This is a genomic window from Xanthocytophaga agilis (genome assembly GCF_030068605.1).
Taxonomy (GTDB): Bacteria; Bacteroidota; Bacteroidia; order Cytophagales; family 172606-1; genus Xanthocytophaga; species Xanthocytophaga agilis.
In genome coordinates, this window is sequence record NZ_JASJOU010000017.1 from 131,091 (window position 1) to 150,613 (window position 19,523).

A 19,523-nucleotide genomic window follows, 5' to 3' on the forward strand; every position below is an offset into this window, starting at 1 on the left:
GGTAATTAAAGTATGGTCAACGTTTGTTGGATGATTATTCTTCCTTATCCCACCATACCCGTTTCAGCCAGTCATCCTGTCCGCCCAAACGACCAACTGCATCTGTATAGTTGGTAGGGTTCTGTACGGCCTCGGATTCGGGATAGAAGAAGCGGCGAGGCATTACACCATTTGTACCACTGGTATACCAGTCTACAGAGGTAAAAGGAACCAGCTTGGGGTAGCCTGTCCGACGATAGTTGGCATAGGCTTCTGTGCCATTGAGAAAGAAATTCACCCACATTTGTCCATGAATGGCCTCCATCTGGTCATCAAATGTTGTTGGAAAAGGTGTAAAGCTTCCTTTTAACTCATCAATAGCAGCTTGTGAAATGGTTGGGGCATTTGGATAACTGCTCATACTTTCACAGGCAGCCTGAACAGCTTTCATAAAATGTTCTTCTGCGTCTGTCTGTCCGCCCCATCCTCTGGCAGCAGCTTCAGCAAGCAATAATTCTACTTCTGCATACGTAAGATGGAAGAAAGGAGCATTCAATGCAGCTACATATTTGCTTGGCTGCATTCTGCGATACGCCGTTGGTACCACTACCTTATCTCCAGAGGCCAGTGTAATAGTTTGATCTGGCATCCATACATTCCAGGACATAGCGCCATAAGCAAGACCTTCCTGTAAATAAGGCGTTATATCCAGGTTATTACTGTTATCAATCGCTTCGCTTCCGTTCACAGGCAGATAGGTGCCACCATAGATAGTTAATCTTGGATCTTTTGTAGCCTTCATATAGTCTACGAGCGTATTGGTCAGACGAAAACCGGAAGAAGAAACATCTGCCTGGAATACCTGCGAACGTCCGTTGCCACGGTTATCGCCAATCGTGAAATTGATCGGCTCATGACGCATAACACATGAATACGAATTACTACCCATTATCCCTCCGGCAATCGCCGCTTCTACTTGTTGACGAGCCAATTCAGGTTTGATCTTCGTCAAACGAAATCCCAGTCGCAACCGTAGTGAGTTACCAAACTTAATCCATTTGTCGACATTGCCATCATAGAACACATCCCCTTGTACATTTCCTTTGGCAGGGTCCAGCGCTTTCACAGCCTCATCTAACTCCTGAAAGAAATTGGTATAAATCTCTTCCTGACTATCATATTTAGGAAGGAATATTTTTTCAGTATACCCTTTAATTGCCTGCGAGTAAGGAATATCACCATATACATCTGTCAGACGGGAATAGATATACACCCGCATGATACGGGCTGCCGAATGAATATTCACCAGTGCAGGATCATCAGCCGTTCTGTCAACCAGATCCTGAACGTTTTTCAGATCGCGCGGATAGGTAGTCTCCCACAGAGTGTACCATTGTCCTTTGTCCAGAATACGGTACTGTCCGCCATGCTGCGTCCACCATGAGCCAGCCAGGTGCTGAATCAGTGGAGAACTGATAGCCAGATCGTAGCGCCACACATCTTCACGGTTTCCGGACAAATCCGCCTGGATTTTTGTCAGCTGCACGCCTGGAGAGATAGTTGGGAATCCTGCCGGATTTTTGTTGAGGTCTTCGAAATGATCGGTACAGGCTGCCAGAAATAAAACAGGCACCAGTAAAGCACACAAACGCAAAAAACGTCTGTGTATAATAAGTGGAGTATAATATATTGATTTCATAATAGGATCTTTCTTTAAAAACCTTCGGATAACGTTAAAACTTCACAATCAGATTGAATCCGTACCGTCTGCGTCCAGGTAGTGAACCGTATTCAAATCCCTGTCCGTTTCCATTGTTGTAATTGGATTCAGGATCAATGTTTGGCGTATTTTTATGGATAATCCATAGGTTACGTCCAATTACTCCCAGCGTGACGGTTTTAAAAGGAGTCTTTTTAAGCAGATTGCTTGAGAAAGTATAGTTCAAACCCAGATCCCGAAGCTTGATATAGCTGGCATCGTAAATAAATGGCTCAGGAATATTGTTACCAATGCTCTGCCAGTAAGCAGCCGGACTGATAGCAATGTTATTTACGTCACCTTCCTGATTCACTCCTACCCCAATATATCCCCGGTTGGCGCGGTCTACATAGTAAGGGCTGGTTGGATCATCTACATTTGCTTCCTGTCCTGCTTGTTGCGCAGCGCGCTGTGCCGCCTGTCTTTCCTGTTGGTATTCGTTCCATGAATCACGACCTGCCTCTGTGTTGGCATGAGAGCCATTCATATGCATGGTCATATTGCTCATAGAGAAAATATCTCCTCCCATGCGGATATCAATAGCAGCTTTGATCTGAAATCCTTTATAGGACACAGATGTAATCACTCCTCCTGTCCAGTTGGGCAGTGTATTACCTAATGAAATCGGCTGGGTAGTAGGCAGTGGCTCGCCATTGCTGCTGTTAAAGACACGGTTTCCATTCTCATCCCGTAAAAAGCCATTGCCTTTGATAGTACCAAAAGGCTTGCCTTTTTCAGCAATGATCGTAGCCCCTGCCCAGCGAGCTTCTGCCACTGTAAAGGTTTCCAGCAGATCACTAAGTTCGACCACTTTATTAACGTTTTTCGCAAAGTTCAGAGACAGATCCCATTGGAAACCGTTATCCAAACGTACAGGTGTGGTAGTCAGCAATAATTCAACGCCGCGGTTTCTAAGTTTGGCGGCATTCAGGGAAGCGGTGTTAAAGCCTGTTGTTTCAGGAACTGTAATATCCAGCAATACATCATTGGTCACTTCATCGTAATAGGTTAGATCAATTCCAATCCGGTCCTGAAACAAACGAACATCGGCACCGACCTCAAAGGAAGTTTTGATCTGAGGTTTTAACTGGGCATTGGGAATAGAACCTCCCAGAATTTCGCCCATTGGATAACCTCGTATGGTACGACCTGTTAAACTATAAGCAAAGGTAGTCTTGTACGGATCAAAATCACTTCCCACCTGCCCAAGTGAAGTTCTCAGCTTGGCAAAAGATAAGACAGGCGAGCTGATTTGAAAGGCATCAGAAAGCACAAAGCTAACATCAGCCGAAGGATAGAAGAATGAATTGTTCTGAGGTGGTAATGTTGAAGCCCAATCGTTTCTTCCCTGCAAATTCAAAAACAAAAACTCCTTATAACTCAATTGAGCACTGGCAAAGACTGACTGAATTTCTTTCCGGTTATCAAACGGCTGAATGAGTTTCTCTGAGAAATTCACCAAATTGGCTGTGCCTGGTTCGATGATCTGAGTACCTGAAATGTTATTGCCCTTACTGCGGTATTTCATCAGGTTGGCTCCAAGCATAGCTGAAAGCTTCAGAGTTGAACTCAGATCCTTGTTAAAATTCAATAACCCCTGAAAATTGGTTTCTTTGGTATTCATTGAAAGCTGATTCAACGCACCTCCATCATAAGCAGGGGTATACTTGTCATAGAAGTTTTCGTGAGTAAATGAGAAGAAGTCCGTTCCGGCCTGCAGATTCAAACTAAACAGATGGTTGAGTTTATATGTAAGATTGATATACCCTCCGGTTCTTTCTTTCGAACTGCGATTGAACGTTTTGTTCAGCGTCCAGTAAGGATTGGCACGATAGATATTGCCTGTATAGTTTTTGTAGGTGCCATCCGGATTCATATAATCCTGGAGCCAGGCCTGATCAAAGTTGGCAGCCAGTCCCAGCAAGCCATTGCCAATATTGGTTACCTCATCAGTCAGTGCCGGACGATTACGTACCTGCTCAAGAGCATAATTGATCTTAGTATCTACCGAAAGTTTTTCTGTGATCTTGGAAGTAGCCCGGATAGCAATAATGTTTTTATCATATCCGCTTTTGGGTACAATATCTTCATTTGTGATATTGGAGTAGGACAACCGAGCTGTGTTGCCATCTTTTCCGCCAGAGACGGCAAGTGTGTTCATAAATGTCTTACCTGTCCGAAAGAATCCCTGAATGTTATCATCCATATAACGATAAGGTCTTACTGTACCATCGGCTTGAGTGATAGTTTCAAAATCTTCAAAACGTGGTCCCCAATTACTGGTGATATTACGTGCCTGCAAAGGATCTGTAGGAAAGATACCATCATTCCCCTGCCCATACGTTTTCTGACGAGCATCCATACGGGTAGAAATCTGATCCAGTGTAAATGAACTATTAAATTCCACTCCAATACCTTTGTTAGCTTTTCCGTTTTTGGTAGTAATCAGAATAACTCCATTCAGTGCCCGGCTTCCATATAGTGCAGCCGCGGCAGAACCTTTCAATACAGAAATAGACTCAATATCATTTGGATTTATATCCGAAAGGCCATCTCCCAAGTCAAATCCTCCCCATTGGCTGGCACTTCCTATGTTTCCGTTTACAGCCGGTACCCCATCAATTACATACAAAGGCTGATTGCTCCCCTGTAACTCCCGAATTCCCCGTATCACTACCCGGCTTGACCCTGTAGGACCAGCTGTAGTAGAGGAAATATTTACCCCAGCTACTTTTCCAGCAATGGAAGCAATCGGATTAGTCTCACCATTATTGGCAATGTTTTCACTTCCCACATCCGAAACGGCATATCCAAGAGCCTTTTTCTCACGCTTAATCCCCAGAGCTGTAACTGTTACCTCTGACAGAAGTTGCTCATCGGTAGAAAGTGCGATGTCAATGGTAGTCTGATTGGTAATTGTAATCTCTTTTGAGCTATAGCCGATAAAGGAGAATACAAGAACAGCTCCTTTGGTTACCTCAATAGAATAGCGACCTTCTGTGTCCGAAGTGGTGCCCTGATTGGTGCCCTTTAGAAGGACAGACACACCCGGCAAGGGTTCATTGCTTTTTCCCTCAGTAACTTTTCCCTGAATGGAGAATGTCTGGGAAGTGCTTTGTGCTTGTGCAAATGGTATGGATATACACAAAGTAAGTAACATGACGCAGAAAAGCGTAAAATTTCTCTTCATAAAGAATTAGTGGTATAAAATTTCGCATCACACTTCATTACTAAAAGATAGTTTCACATATATCTATATAGCAATGTTTTTATTTGGCTGGCTGTTTATGCAAAACTAACTGGAAGAGGCATTGAGGATGGTATCCAAATGTTACATAATAGGTATTCAAATGTTACATAGAATCTTATCTGCAAGACAGCAGAGAATTTTGAAAGCAACTGTGTCCTGTTAGCATTGGGCCCATCTAGAAAGAAATCCAGGAAAAGTTGTGTAAATGCTTATATAGGGGAATAAACTCTGACTATAACTCCGGTTAATTTGAAAAAATATCCAAACTATGATCAATATGGGTCACTGACTGGAAGTCCGGTCATTTTCCTAATCAATGGCAAAGTGATTGTAAAAATGTTCAGCGGAAAAAGTGACCAGAGTTTAATCAGGTACAAAATGGCCAAAACGCTGTTCAGTTTTGGGTTTGACCATACTTCTGTTCGCTTTTAGTTTTGACTGGAAGTACATTCTACAGAATGAACGTACTTCCAGTCATTTTTGTCAGTGATTGGTATTCTGTTCAAAATCGACAACTATCCGAATACCAGTCAATCTATTCACAGACCACAGTTACAATCAACATGCAAAAAATAACAAGATGAGTTTTCACTTGCCACTATCCATTCACAAGACTTCGCTTACGTGTCAGATAGGCAGAAGGTAATTCTCCAAAATGTTGCCTGAAGTATTTTGCAAAATACTTGGGATTGTTGAATCCTACCTGATAGGCAATCTCTGCAATGGTCAACTGGCTTTCTTCCAGCAGCTGACGGGATCTTTCCAGACGAATTACCCGAATGAAATCAAGAGGTGATCTTTCGGTTAGTGCCTGCAATTTACGATACAGATGGATGCGACTCATACCTAACTCCAGACTCAGCGTTTCCACAGAAAAGTCCGGGTTTGACATATTCTTTTCTACGATTCCAATGGCTTTTCGGATTAGCTTTTCATCCAGTGGGGTAATTGGTATGTCTTTGCCCTGAATGCGAATCTGCTGAGTAAAGGCATTGCGTGCGGCTTGCTGCTGACTAAGCAGACTTTTGATCTTTGATTCAAGAATTCCAAAATGGAAGGGTTTTTCTGTATAATCCTGTGCCCCTGTCTGATAACCTTCCAGTTGTTGCTCTTCCTCACTTCGGGCAGTAAGCAATAAAACAGGAATGTGGGCTGTTTTTACATCCGATTTTACTTGCTGACACAACTCAAGCCCGTTCATTTGTGGCATCATAATATCGGAAATAATCAGGTCTGGCAATTCACTTAAGGCTTTCTGCCAACCCTCCTCCCCATTTTTCGCCTCTACAATCCGGTACCTGTCACACAGACTCTCTTTCAGATACTCACGAAACTCTTCATGATCCTCTACCAGCAAAATTGTAGCCTTTTCATCACTGGTTGTGCTTTCGCAATTGATTGTAGCATCCAGCACAGTATCGGCTGGTATTTTACGATTTGGTATAGACTTATTCTCAGAGACAGGTGCTGAAACTAACTGCATATCTTCAAAAGCCACAGTCCCTTTTTTTGAAATCTCTTTAAGTGACTTGTCATGTTGAACTGTTTTATTAATTTCTCTTGTAAAGGGTAAACAAACAGTGAAACAGCTTCCTTGCTGAGGGCTACTCTGTACAGAAATTTTACCACCATGCAGATTCACAAACTCTTTGGTAATAGAAAGACCTATTCCACTCCCCTGATTGATCATACTGGTAGGAATTTCATTTTGTACAAAGCGGTCAAAGATCTTCTCTTCCATTCCTGGGCTAATACCTATGCCAGAATCCTGAACATCAATCTGCAGAAAAGGAACAGCATCTTTATAGTTAATCGTCGTATAGACTGATACCCTTCCCTCTTCAGGAGTAAATTTGAAAGCATTGGATAAAAGGTTAAAAAGAATCTTTTCCAGCTTATCGGCATCATAATCCATATACAGTTCCTCTACTTCTGAATGAAAAGAGAGGCTCAACCTCTTTTTCTCAGACAGATCTGAAAAAGCCAGGGTTGTATCACGAATAAAACCAATCACCTCTCCTCTACTGGGAGCAAGTTTAATCTTTTCCAGTTCGATTTTTCGCAGGTCCAGCAACTGATTGACAAGATTCAATAATCGTTTGGCATTTCGATCAATCAAACGTAACTGGTTATGCAACCCCGACACTTCATATGGATGTGGATCGGTCGAGTGCTGTAACAATCGTTCTAGAGGTGAAAGGATCAAAGTCAGAGGTGTACGAAACTCATGGCTGACATTAGTAAAGAACTGAATTTTAAGCTGATCCAACTCATGCATCCGAAGTGCTTCTTTTCGCTGTTGTTCATATTCAAACCGGATTCGCTGCCGTTGCTCTACCAGTCGTTTGGATAGATACAATAGTAGAAGAAACAAAAAGCCATATATACATAAGGCGGTTTTGGTAAGCCAGAGAGGAGGCAAAACGGTAATTGTTAACTGGGTAATGCCTGAAGCCCACTCCCCTACCTCATTACAAGCCTGCACTTTGAATACATACGATCCAGCGTTCAGATTGGTATAAGTTGCCTTGCGCGAAAGGTCCGAATATGTCCACTGCCTGTCAAAGCCCTCTAACTTATACCGATAACGATTTTTTCCTGGATGAAAGAAGTCCATAGCTGCAAATTCAATAGCAAATACATTTTGAGAATGATCCAGTGTAATTTCCCTGGTTTTATCAAGTGGCAGAGGAAGAATGATACCACTGTCAAATGTCTCTCCTATTCCTACCTTTTTATTGAACAGATAAAAATCGGAAAGTACAACAACTGGTGCCTGGGCAGAAGTTACAATCTGCTCGGGATAAAATTGGTTATAACCTCTGGCCCCTCCAAAGAGAAGCTCTCCCGACCGGGTTCTCAATGCAGCATTTTCGTTAAACTCTTTACCTTGCAAACCATCTGATTCATCATAGTTGGCAAAAGTCAAGGTAAGGTCTTTCGTAAAACACGCATTACCTTTTACACCTGTTTTAACAATGTGGGCACAGGTTATACCAGCGGGTGTACCAAACCAGAGATTACCTGCCTTATCTTCTACAAGGGATAGAATGGTATTATGTGCAAGTCCCTCTTCTTTTCGAAAGACACGAAAACTATTAGTGTATTCATCCAAAACACAGAGGCCTTCATGCGTACCTACCCAAAGTAATCCACGACTGTCTTTGTAAAGTGCATGAATGAGATTATTACTTAGAGCTGTAGTATTTTGAGCGTTGCTCAGGTAATGGGTAAACCGATTTGTAGTATAATCATACTTTTCCAGTCCATACGAAGTACCTACCCAGATAAACCCATGTCGATCCTCAACGATTTCACTTACATAGCTGGCATGGATGGAGTGAGGTGCACCACTGGCATAATGGGTAAATTTTCCTGTCTTAGGATCTAATCGCTCCAATCCTCCATCCAGGGTACCAATCCAGATTTGACCTTTGGAATCTTCAAACAATTCCCAGATACTATCATCCGAAATACTGTTTTTATCGGTAGCCTGATGACGATAGGTTATAGACTTTTTTCCATCAAAACAACTCAATCCCCCATAATATGTTCCTATCCATAGCTTCTTTTCTTTATCTATCAGCAAGCTCACCACTACATTGCTGCCAATACTGCCGGGTCCGCTCTGGTAAGAGGTATACGTATTGGTCTTGTGATCAAAATAAATCAGTCCTCCTCCATTAGCTCCCATCCAGAGGTTTCCTTTTTCGTCTTCCACAAAACGGTTGAAGTCATTGTAGGGTAGCCCTTTGGGCATGGAACGGTTGGTCTGATAGAGTGGAAAGCGAAAGATATTCTCGTGGTAGTAATTCACGCCATCCTTATAGGTTCCAGCCCAGATGATACCTGTCTGATCTTTATACAGGCTGTTGATTGTATTCTGACTCAAACTTTTACTGTTGTCGGGATCATGGAGCAAATAGCTCATCTGCCAGTTTTGTTTATTGACCAGGTTAATCCCACCATGATCGGTTCCAATCCAGATCAGTCCCTGATTATCTTCTACAATACCTTGAATGATATTTGATTTGAGTCTGATATGTGGAGAATCTTTATCTGCTTTCAGAAATGTTCTGCTTTTTGTGTTGAAATAAAACGCTCCCAGATTAGCCCGGAGCACATATAGCCACAGATCACCGTCACGATCAGCAATCAGGTTAAAATTTTGACCATTCTGCAGAGCATGAGCTTTATAATCATCTCGTAAAGAAGTATTCCGATACAGTATTTGATAAGAAATCGGATCAAGCTGACATAACACCCCACTCTTATAGACAATCCAGAGCCTACCCTGTTTATCTTCCACAAATGAAGATATTTGTTGGTCAGGAGGGAGAGTAGCTTTGGGGCTCAAAGACTTGTCCGGAGAAGAGGAAAGGTCTAGGTGAATAACTTTCTTATCCTCTTTTGCCTGATAGACATACAACCCGGTCGTGGTGTGTATAAACCAATAGTTACCCTTACTATCTTTTACAATATCCCTCACAGCTCCGTCCGGAAGGGAAAACTGAGCAGCATATTGTCTTGTATTGCGAATAAAATTCTCTTTATCAGGGTCATAAATACATACACCTTCAATAGTAGTTACCCAAATCTTTCCAAGTGGATCTTCAAAAAGTTTGATGATGTGGCTATTGAGCAAAGAGGTACTATCACGAATCTGATGACGAAATACTTTGATAGTATGCCCATCAAACCGATTGAGCCCGGAAATAGTCCCGAACCATAAGTAACCTTTACTATCCTTAAGAAAACAGATAACCTGATTATTGGACAACCCATTGGCAGCGTCCAGCTTCATAAACCGATAGTGAGAAGAAGCATTCTTGACAGACGAAACAGAGGTTGGCTCAATGGAAATCTGGGAGAAACCGGAAATAATCCTGAAAGAGAAAAGCAGTAGTAAGATACAAATCTTCTTTTGCATCGGGTTTGTCTTGTAAATAGAAAGGTATACCAGGCTAATAGGATCCAATATACTATTTATTCATCAGATATGATACCCTATTTACAGAAATGGATCAAAACAGGGTTGGAAAGGCTACTATTTTTATCCTAAAATCGTGAGAATAGGTATTCTCAACACAGATGTAATAGAACTGCAGAAAAAGAAAAATCCATAACCCAACAAATGCTTTCTTTTGTACTATACTGATTACGAACCTTTTCAGATCCAGATTCTTGTAAGTTAGCCAGTTTGGATTCTGAAAGCGTTTACCTCAGTCACACCGATCTAAACCAACACTATAGTATGGGTACCTACAGGTATTTGCCAGTATTCAAACGACTGGCCTTTGTTTCTTCGTTGTTGCTTATGCCTGCAGGCTTGTCTGCCCAGAATGGTGCATCAGGCCAGGCATTGTTTCAGTTTCTGGGATCTTATTCCAGTCAGGGAGTACCTAACTATCTGGAAGCTCAGAAGGATGTGATAGATAGCCTGCAACTTAGGGATATTGCTGTGGCACTACCAGAAAGTAAACCTGTACCCCAATTCCATCCGGAATATATCGCAGTACAATCTGAAACAGAGCTCAAACTGACAAAAGAGGCAGACGTCTGGGTCACATTTGTCGGTGAGATGGCAGGATTCAGAAATGTACTGGGATTTTACACCTATGATCTGAACAATCCTCCGGCAACGGCTGATCAGATTATTGGCAAAACCGTTATTTTCCCCAATGTTTCCACCGCTGGAAGCGGAGGAGGATTAGCCATCGGAAGCAAGGTAAAAATAGGACACTTTAAAGCTAACACAGGTATAGGATGGTTTCTGATAGCGGATGGATGGAAAGAAAATGGAGTAGGAAGTGGTAATTACATTCTGTATTCCAATCCTGCCTTTAATCCGGAATCCAGCACGACAGATAAACCACATACAGTTTTGTTACACGACAAAGGGCGAAACAAGCTGATTCTGGGATTTGAAGATCTTCGGCGTGATCAGGGCAGTGACCAGGACTTTAACGATGTACTCTTTTCTATTTCAGCAAGTCCCTTTGAGGCTATTCAGAAAAACAATGTTATTTCTATTGCCAGTTCTGTTGTGTCGCCCATAAGTCAACCATCTAATCCCGTATCCGGATCAATGACTAATACAAACATTAATGATAGCTACAATACTAGTACAAATAATACTTCCAACTCTGTTAACAACCAGAATACTTCTATAAGTAATTCCAACTCCAATAATACAACCCATACAACAAATACGAATTCCAACAACACAACAACAAACACCAATTCGAATAACACCAATGTAGTCAACAATACTACAACAATTGTAAACAATAACACAACCATTGTCACTACAGGTGGTAATATGAATGGAAGCAATGTAAATGGAAGTGGAGCTAGTAACAATACATCAACCAATAATTCATCGGATAATAAGCCTGCTCCGGGCCGCAATACTCCAGCGAATCCCACAAGACCGGGAAGGTATGAGCCTGTGGCTTCAGGAAAGCCTAACACTACGTTTCCTGAATCCAATACCTCTGAATCTGTAGCTCTGCCATCTGGTATGTGTTCTCTGTATGGTTTTAATGAGGTTGATTTTAAGAAAACGTATAATCTGATACGCAGCAAACCTGTGGAAGATGTACGAGTGTCTACGCTCAGACAAGCAGCTAAAGGACGATACCTGACAATAGATCAGTCAGTCCAGTTGTTACGCCTTCTCACTGTGGGAGAGCACCGTCTGGAAATGGCTAAGTATTTATATGACTATAGTTGTGAGAGACATAATTATTTCATGGTAGGCCAGGTGCTGACAACAGCGAGTCATGAAAGAGAATTCAATGCCTTTCTGGAAAAGAAGAATCCATCTGTTGCACAAAGCCGTCCGGTCCCTCCTGTCAGACAAAGTGGAAGACCCAGAGGGTATTCATCGTCTGCCAGCAGTGCTGTACCTCAGCCACTTCCTGGTTATACTTCGGATGCCTATGCACCCAATGCCTTTACTGATACCGAGTTTGAAGTTTTAAAAAGTAATGTACAGCAACAAAGCTTTTCTGATACAAAACTTACCATTATTCAGCAAGCTGTGAAAAACCGCTCTCTGAGTACTGCCCAGGACATTGAATTGATGAATCTGATGTCGTTTGAACAGGATAAGCTTAAACTGGCAAAATGGCTGTATGACTTCACCTATGATCAGCAAAATTACTATAAGGTGAATGCTGCATTTTCATTTTCAAGTAGTGTAGATGAGCTAAATAAATACCTGAATAGCAAATAATAGTAGATGAAGCATTAACCATCTGCTTCATCAGAATTTGCTTTTTTGTAAACACACAAATCTGGCTCACCAAATTCTCATTGGGTCCCGTGTTTTTTGGGCAAGCAAAAAATGAAGAGTCTACAAGAAGAGTGATGATTGAGACAATAAACAAACGCAGGAAGAGAGATTTTTCAAAAATTAACCCGAGCCTATACATCTCAAAAACATAAGCTCGGGTTTTACTCACATCCCAAATTTGGGGTCACTCATGTATTTGTATTCTAAAAAACGAAACAGGATATAAAAAATATCTTATCTGAATAGCTCAAAAACAGATAATGTATTGCAGTTATCTATGGTCTTATTGGCATTGGTAGTATAGGTATCAAAATTGACTACCACCAACTGATTCCCTATCACAGCCAAATCACAGGGACAATCCAGTTCTGCCCCACAAGCAGCATCTTTATTTGACCATAACATCACCAACTTCTTCTCGGTCAAACTATACTGTAGAATGCTATTTTCCAGAAAATTAGCAATCAGCAACGAATTTGATTTTTTGTCAAAGAAAATACCATCACATCCTACCAGATCAGCTTGTTTGAGAATAGGTGTAATAGCAGGCATCTGAGAGTTTTTGTCAAAACTAATTTTGATTAATTTGCCATCACTGAAATTTCCTACATACAGATCTCCATTCTGATCAAAATCCATCCCATCTACTCCTACTCCATCGGTAGTAGCGTCATCGAGCTGCATTTCATAAACCAGATAACGGGCTCTATTCTGTGGATTGAGTAGTATAGGTTGTTTGGCAAGCTCACTAATGGGGAAGCGATAAACTCCACTTTTTCGGGCGTGATCCGTCCAGGCATCCGTAATATAAATATATCCGTTATAGAATCTTAGGCCATTGGCAACCTGCAATCCGGATACAACCGTTTCAATTTTTTGGATGGCACCCTTTTCAAGCCTGGCACGAAGTACTCTGGATGCCTGTTTTCCAGAAGCAAAGTTTTGATTGTCTGCAATGTATAAATAACCGTCTGACCCGATAGCCATACCCATTGGGTGTACTTTACCTGTGAGAGGATTTTTAGGCAGCGAAGTCCAGGTGTTCAGTATTTTCCCTTCCGGATTAAGCTTTATAATTTTGGCCCCAAACCGATCATAGGTAGTAGCATTGGTAACAGAGAGATAAAAATTACCTGATTCATCAAATGCCATAGCATCAGGAGTCATACAGGTGCTATCAAGCTGGACAAATACTCTGGGCTTACTTAGTTTCACGCCTGTCTGAGCCAGTATCTTACCGGCAATAGAGAGAAGTAAAAGGAACCCTGTCCACAGAAGTTTTCTTGAAAAAGTTATTGCCATGGTAGTTGTAGTAAATCGGATAGACAATCAAAAAAAAACTTTGGTCCTGTTGGTAAAGAAAGAAATTGATTTACTCTCAGATTCTCAACACAATCTGGCTGAAAGGTTAAATTAATTACCTGAAAGGCAGAAGTTTGTGTGATAGCTGTTAACTTCTCATGATTATTTCCTATAAATCAGTTACCCGTATTGGCCTCTGTAGTTAGTACCGATTGTAGATTGTTTCCAGGAAATTGCGGTATATCTGATCATTTGGACAACGTCCATATCCATCTCTAATTTTTTTCTAATCTCCTTCTAATCTCGTTTTAATGTTGGCATCCTTTCTTGGTAATGAAAAGTTTGAAAGATGCTACTTGTTATTACATTTTGGATTACGTATAGCTGCCATAAAGGTTTATTTCCTTTATCTGCTTTTTATTTCTCTCCTGTAGAGAGGACAAAACCAGAAAGATATCGGAAAAAGGAGGTTACACTATCTGGCAATTCAACAGGTACGAAAGTAATCTACAAGCTTATCAAAGCTTATTGCATTGGCTCTTTATGTTTTGCCGGAATGTTTTTACTTGGTCTGCTATTACTTTTCTTTTGTGCCCTGGGATGTTTTTACGGAGAAAGCTTTGGTCAGATTTCCAAATGTAGAGTTAACCAAAGTACCATTAATGGAATTTATCGAAACGCTTCTGATTTTGAATCACATCGTTTAGCATTTTCTTTTCCCGAGAAAAAAAGTAACTGGATACATAAGCAGGTCTTTAGTCAGAGATTTCGTCTGAAAAATCCAGACACACTGTTTTCTTTTACTGCTGGCCAGTTTTGGGGTTTTCACAGTGACGGAAAAGATTGGCGCTTTTTCAAAAATGATTCCTATGAGTGTATCTATCATAATGGAATATATGTTTACAAACAACAGGTAATAGGTGAGTCAACCTATTATCTATACTTCTTCAGTCGGACAGCATCTTCGGATATTTATTATTTGAATCGTCGTTATCTGCAACAGGTGTATGCAGATAACCCACGTTTTCTCAGATTGCTCCAGTCACCAAAAGGAAACTCTTGGCTAAGTGATGAAGCCTATACTGGCGGTCCACCTCGGATTGCAGCCTTGTACCATATAAGTTTTACTATACAACCCTAAGTAGATCCTGACCTGTACACATATTCCTTCCTATTTAGTAGTCCAAGAACAAAGTACCTATGAATTATCTAATCTGTCGTGCTCTTCTCAGGAATACAATCTTGCACACGACTATTTTCTGCCTCTTACTCGCTTTCAAATCAGTGAGCATAAAAGGTCAATCTTCAACAGATGTTATAACACTGCCACAATTGCTTTCAAAAGCCCGTGCCAGTTATCCCGCTATGGCAATACAATCTGCCAGAACACAAGCCAGCCAGGCCTATATCAAACAAGTAAAGGCAAACCAACTTCCTACTCTGAGACTACAGGAAGAGCTGACTCTAGGTACTGCCAATAGCCGACAGGGTTCTTACTTTTCACCAGGTGTCAATGTATCTACTTCGGGTCGAAATCAGACAGAGGCTACAGGTGAAGTAGCAACAGGCAATATTGCAGTAGCCTTTGCCGAATGGAAGATATTTAATTTCGGAGGTTTTCAGGCTGAGCAAAACGTAGCCAAAGCCGAATGGCAGGGAGCAGTTGCATCTCTACAAAAGGAGGAGTTTCTATTACAGAAAACGGTCATTGAAGCCTACCTGAATCTGCTTAAATATCAGCGGCTGGCATTGATTGAACAGCAGAATATGACCAGAGCTCAAAAAATCAGTCAGGTCATTGAGAACCTGGTCAGAACCGGATTAAAGCCCAGTCTAGATAGTTCACTGGCTATTGCCGAACTCACAAAGGCAAACCTAAATTTTCTCCGTTTGCAGGAGCAATATCAGCAATCTTACTTATATCTTTCCATGCTCTGCGGACTGACGCCAAATACCTGGCAGGCAGATACAACTCTCAATACAAGTAGATTGCAAAATATATCTACCACAGGCGTACTTCCTGCCGACCATCCGTCTTTACTTCCCTATCAACGAAATATTGATCTACAACTGGCTAGAAACACTTTCCTTCAGAAAGAGATTATGCCTAAGTTTTCACTCTTGGGAGCTGTCTGGATGAGGGGATCGAGCATAACAACCGAAAGCACATTTGGACCACTTGCCAATGGACTCGGGTTTCAGAGACAAAACTTTCTGCTTGGTGCTGTTGCCAGCTTTGATCTGATTGATATTGAGCGCATGCATCGAAAACGCTCGGTACAGCAATACCATCTGGAACAAGCCCGCCAGGAGCTGACGCTTTCCAGAATGCAACTGGAAAACGAACTGATGACAACTGATGCCTCATTAACTGCACTCCAAGGACAACTTAATCAGATTCCACGTCTGATCCGTGCCGGACAGGATGTATACAATCAACGACTTAACTTATACAACAATGGGTTGGAAACTATCATTGGTTTAACCAGCTCGCTTCAGATGGTCTACCAGACAGAAAAAGAGTATGAAGAACTTCGGGATCGTACCACTCGCCAGGTACTTAGAAAAGCACTAGCTACAAATGACATAGATTCCTTTTTACGCTTATTCCAACCTTGATATTTACACAAAGACATTATGTCCTTACTGACAACTTCTCTGAAAAGGCCTGTTTCACTGATTGTGATTCTATCCGGGTTACTTCTGTTTTCTGTTTTATCGGCACTTCGGATTCCAATTGATATTTTTCCAAGACTTAATCTGCCTACCATCTATGTTATTGAGCCGTATGGGGGTATGTCTGCTCAGCAGATGGAAGGCTTCTTTGCTACACGTATGCAGGATCAGTTCCTGTATGTTTCCGGAATCAAAGGTATTCAGAGCCGGAGTGTACAGGGATTGACCATTCTTAAGCTTAGCTTCTATGAAGATACAGATATGGCTCAGGCAGCCGCTGAAGTAGCTATTCAAGTAAACAGGGCTATGAAATTTTTTCCTGCAGGAGCCTTGCCACCTCAGGTGGTGCGATACGATGCCTCGTCTCTTCCTGTAGGCGATATAATCTTTAGTAGTAAAACCCGATCTTTACAGGAAATACATGAGTTGGCTGTAACCCGTATCCGTCCGTTGTTTTCTACTGTGCCTGGATTGTCAGCCCCACCCCCTATCGGCACCAACTCCAGAACCATTGTTGTGAACCTTGATCCGGAGAAAATTCGGAGTCTAAGCATTTCTCCAGATGAAGTAATAGATGCCTTGGCCAGAAACAATACTATGACTCCATCGGGCAATATCCGGATTGAGAATACCATGTATGTAACTACCTTAAATTCGCTGGAAAAAGAGGTAGAGGATTTTAACCAGATTCCTGTCGTGACCAGTGGACGGAATATGATCTTTCTTAAAGATATTGCCACGGTTCAGGATGCTTCCGATATCACTGCAGGATATGCCCTGGTAAACGGAAAACGATCTTCCTATATTCCGGTTGTAAAAACACCCGATGCCTCTACCTGGTCTGTTGTAAGTGCACTAAAAGCCAAATTACCGGAAATGCGCAGCCTGTTACCGGATGATATTGAAGTAAACTATGAGTTTGACCAGTCTGTTTTTGTGATCAATGCTGTCAAAAGTCTATTAATAGAGGGGGGAATCGGTGCCTTGTTTACTGGACTGATGGTACTGTTGTTTTTGGGTGATTTGCGTAGTTCCATGATCGTAATCATTACCATTCCAGTCTCTGTCTTCGTCGCCATTCTTTGCCTGCTGCTTTCTGGTCAGACTCTGAATCTGATGACACTTTCTGGTCTTGCTCTTTCCATCGGTATACTGGTAGATATGGCAACAGTAACCATTGAGAATATCCACCAGCATCTGGAGCAGGGCAAGCCCAAGAAACAGGCAGTACTGGAAGCATGTCAGGAAATAGCACTGCCATTGTTGCTGATTTTGCTTTGTATCCTGGCTGTATTCTCTCCAGCCTTGATTATGTCCGGAGTACCCAGAGCTATGTTTCTACCCTTGTCTCTTTCTATTGGTTTTGCCATGACTGCCGCCTACTTTCTGGCACAGAGCCTGGTACCCATACTGACCAACTGGTGGATAAAGGACGAACCACATGACAACCATTCAACTCCTCCAATAGTATCTGACGAGGTAACGATACACACAGAAGAAAACTCAAAACAACAGGTTTATCAAACAACGAAAGTAACTGGCTTTGAACGATTCCGGCAAGTATTTCTCAGACAGGTAGAATGGCTGCTTGGATATAAAAAAAGTATTGTGATTGTGTATGTTCTTTTTGCCTTTGGACTGGCAGCTACAGGGTTCCTTCTGATTGGAAAAGATTTGATGCCAAAAGTAAATTCAGGTCAGCTGGTGATACGGATGCAAATGCCAGATGGAACCCGGCTGGAGCGCACCGAACAAAGTGTACGCGAGTTTCTTACCATTTTGGATGAGCTTACAGATCAGAATGTAGCCATCACTTCTGCCTATGTAGGGGTAGTCCCTACCAACTACGCTACCACAAACCTGTATATTTCAACGAGTGGTTCCCATGATGCAGTCATCAAAGTATCCCTCACAGAAGGCTACCATACGAATCTCGATGACCTGAAGGAAAAGATTCGCCAGAAAACCAGTCAGCAGATGCCTCAGCTACGAATCTCTTTTGAACCTGCCGATCTGACTGACAAACTCATGAGTCAGGGAGCCTATACGCCTATTGAGGTACAGGTAGCCGGACGAAATATGGATCAGATTGAAACTTATGCAAACGAACTTGTAATCGCTTTGCAAAAGATTTCTTCCTTGCGGGATGTACGGATCACTCAACCGCTTAAGTTTCCTGTAATCTCTATTTCACTTGACAGAATCAAGCTTTCTCAGATGGGACTAAAACTGGATGAGATTACACGCTCTATTACTACGGCAACTTCTTCAAGCCGCTACATTTCCAAAAATCAATGGCTAGATGAATCCGCCGCCTATACCTATCAAATTCAGGTACAAGTGCCGGAGTTTGCCATGCGAAATCTGAGTCAGTTGCGTGAAATTCCACTAGTAAGCGGACAAATGCGTCCGGTCTTATCTGATGTAGCTGAGTTTGCAGTAGATACAGTGCCTGGTGAATATTCCCGCATAGGGCCACGCCGGTATGTAACGGTAAGTGCCAATGTCCATCATACCGATCTGGCAACGGCCACAAACCAGGTAGAAGAAGCCATCGACGCATTAGGTGCACCACCCAAAGGCTTACTCACTGAGATCAAAGGAATGTCCTCTTTGCTGGTAGAAACCCTAACCAGTCTTCAAACTGGCCTTGGAATGGCGGTTGTTGTTATCTTTTTGTTACTGGCAGCTAATTTTCAGTCTTTCAGACTCTCACTGGCTGTGTTGACGTCTGTTCCTGCTGTTATTGCAGGGTCTGTGGGTCTTCTGTTACTCACAGGAGATACCTTAAATCTTCAATCGTATATGGGTATGATTATGTCTGTAGGGATTTCGGTGGCGAATGCCATTCTGATTGTAACTAATGCCGAAAACTTCCGGCTTGGCCTTCATCCCGCGAGAGAAGCTGCCAAAGCAAGCGTTTCTGCTCGCCTGCGCCCTGTACTGATGACGAGTCTGGCAATGACAGCCGGCATGATTCCGATGGCAAGTGGATTAGGAGAAGCTGGAGAGCAAACCGCCCCCTTGGGAAGGGCTGTCATCGGCGGATTAATCGCCTCTACACTGGCTGCGTTGTATATTGTTCCTTTAGTGTATACCTGGCTTCAGGAGCGGGCGTCACTAAAAGGGGCGTCACTACTCCCAGAGCCAGCAGATCTGCCTGCAGATGTTGCCATTCTCCACCAAACTGCTCTGGTAAATCACAAATCAAGTGTAAATAACCTTGGCGTTAATGGACACTGACACCTATATACTGA

9 protein-coding genes are annotated in these 19,523 nt (G+C 42.2%); 5 read left to right on the plus strand and 4 right to left on the minus strand.

Features of this window, described 5'->3' with window-relative positions:
- Positions 1–34 precede the first annotated feature (34 nt).
- Both QNI22_RS33595 and QNI22_RS33600 read right to left on the minus strand, forming a co-directional pair.
- A complete protein-coding gene (locus QNI22_RS33595; RefSeq protein WP_314517948.1) occupies positions 35–1,678 on the minus strand; it encodes a SusD/RagB family nutrient-binding outer membrane lipoprotein in 1,644 nt (547 codons plus the stop codon).
- A 34-nt stretch (positions 1,679–1,712) separates the two neighbouring features.
- Entirely contained in the window at positions 1,713–4,928 is a 3,216-nt protein-coding gene (locus tag QNI22_RS33600) for a SusC/RagA family TonB-linked outer membrane protein (RefSeq protein WP_314517949.1), read from the minus strand.
- A 309-nt stretch (positions 4,929–5,237) separates the two neighbouring features.
- Between QNI22_RS33600 and QNI22_RS33605 the strand changes: the two genes are divergently transcribed.
- Entirely contained in the window at positions 5,238–5,420 is a 183-nt protein-coding gene (locus QNI22_RS33605; protein WP_314517950.1) for a hypothetical protein, read from the plus strand.
- Positions 5,421–5,586: 166 nt separating this feature from the next.
- Here the strand turns inward: QNI22_RS33605 and QNI22_RS33610 are convergent, their stop codons facing one another.
- Positions 5,587–9,918: a hybrid sensor histidine kinase/response regulator transcription factor gene (locus tag QNI22_RS33610; protein WP_314517951.1), complete on the minus strand. Its 4,332-nt coding sequence runs from the start codon at positions 9,916–9,918 to the stop codon at positions 5,587–5,589.
- A 324-nt stretch (positions 9,919–10,242) separates the two neighbouring features.
- Here QNI22_RS33610 and QNI22_RS33615 point away from each other — a divergent pair, with 324 nt between their 5' ends.
- On the plus strand, positions 10,243–12,228 hold the full coding sequence (locus tag QNI22_RS33615) for a DUF4476 domain-containing protein (RefSeq protein WP_314517952.1): 1,986 nt from the start codon (positions 10,243–10,245) through the stop codon (positions 12,226–12,228).
- 294 nt (positions 12,229–12,522) lie between these two features.
- Here QNI22_RS33615 and QNI22_RS33620 read toward each other — a convergent pair whose 3' ends face one another.
- On the minus strand, positions 12,523–13,590 hold the full coding sequence (locus QNI22_RS33620) for an NHL repeat-containing protein (protein WP_314517953.1): 1,068 nt from the start codon (positions 13,588–13,590) through the stop codon (positions 12,523–12,525).
- A gap of 349 nt (positions 13,591–13,939) precedes the next feature.
- On the opposite strand from QNI22_RS33620, the gene QNI22_RS33625 reads away from it, so the two are divergent.
- From QNI22_RS33625 to QNI22_RS33635, 3 genes are all read left to right on the plus strand, one after another.
- Positions 13,940–14,731 carry a hypothetical protein gene (locus tag QNI22_RS33625; RefSeq protein ID WP_314517955.1) on the plus strand — a complete coding sequence of 264 codons (792 nt, stop codon included), beginning with the start codon at positions 13,940–13,942 and terminating at the stop codon, positions 14,729–14,731.
- 143 nt (positions 14,732–14,874) lie between these two features.
- Entirely contained in the window at positions 14,875–16,209 is a 1,335-nt protein-coding gene (locus QNI22_RS33630; protein WP_314517957.1) for a TolC family protein, read from the plus strand.
- A gap of 18 nt (positions 16,210–16,227) precedes the next feature.
- Positions 16,228–19,509, plus strand: a complete 3,282-nt coding sequence (locus tag QNI22_RS33635; protein WP_314517959.1) for an efflux RND transporter permease subunit — start codon at positions 16,228–16,230, stop codon at positions 19,507–19,509.
- Positions 19,510–19,523: the final 14 nt, after the last annotated feature.

Bases quoted from the DNA above. Each gene is read 5' to 3' on its own strand.
- QNI22_RS33595 (WP_314517948.1), bottom strand. From the start codon at position 1,678: ATGAAATCAATATATTATACTCCACTTATTATACACAGACGTTTTTTG.
- QNI22_RS33600 (WP_314517949.1), bottom strand. From the start codon at position 4,928: ATGAAGAGAAATTTTACGCTTTTCTGCGTCATGTTACTTACTTTGTGT.
- QNI22_RS33610 (WP_314517951.1), bottom strand. From the start codon at position 9,918: ATGCAAAAGAAGATTTGTATCTTACTACTGCTTTTCTCTTTCAGGATT.
- QNI22_RS33615 (WP_314517952.1), top strand. From the start codon at position 10,243: ATGGGTACCTACAGGTATTTGCCAGTATTCAAACGACTGGCCTTTGTT.
- QNI22_RS33620 (WP_314517953.1), bottom strand. From the start codon at position 13,590: ATGGCAATAACTTTTTCAAGAAAACTTCTGTGGACAGGGTTCCTTTTA.
- QNI22_RS33625 (WP_314517955.1), top strand. From the start codon at position 13,940: ATGCTACTTGTTATTACATTTTGGATTACGTATAGCTGCCATAAAGGT.
- QNI22_RS33635 (WP_314517959.1), top strand. From the start codon at position 16,228: ATGTCCTTACTGACAACTTCTCTGAAAAGGCCTGTTTCACTGATTGTG.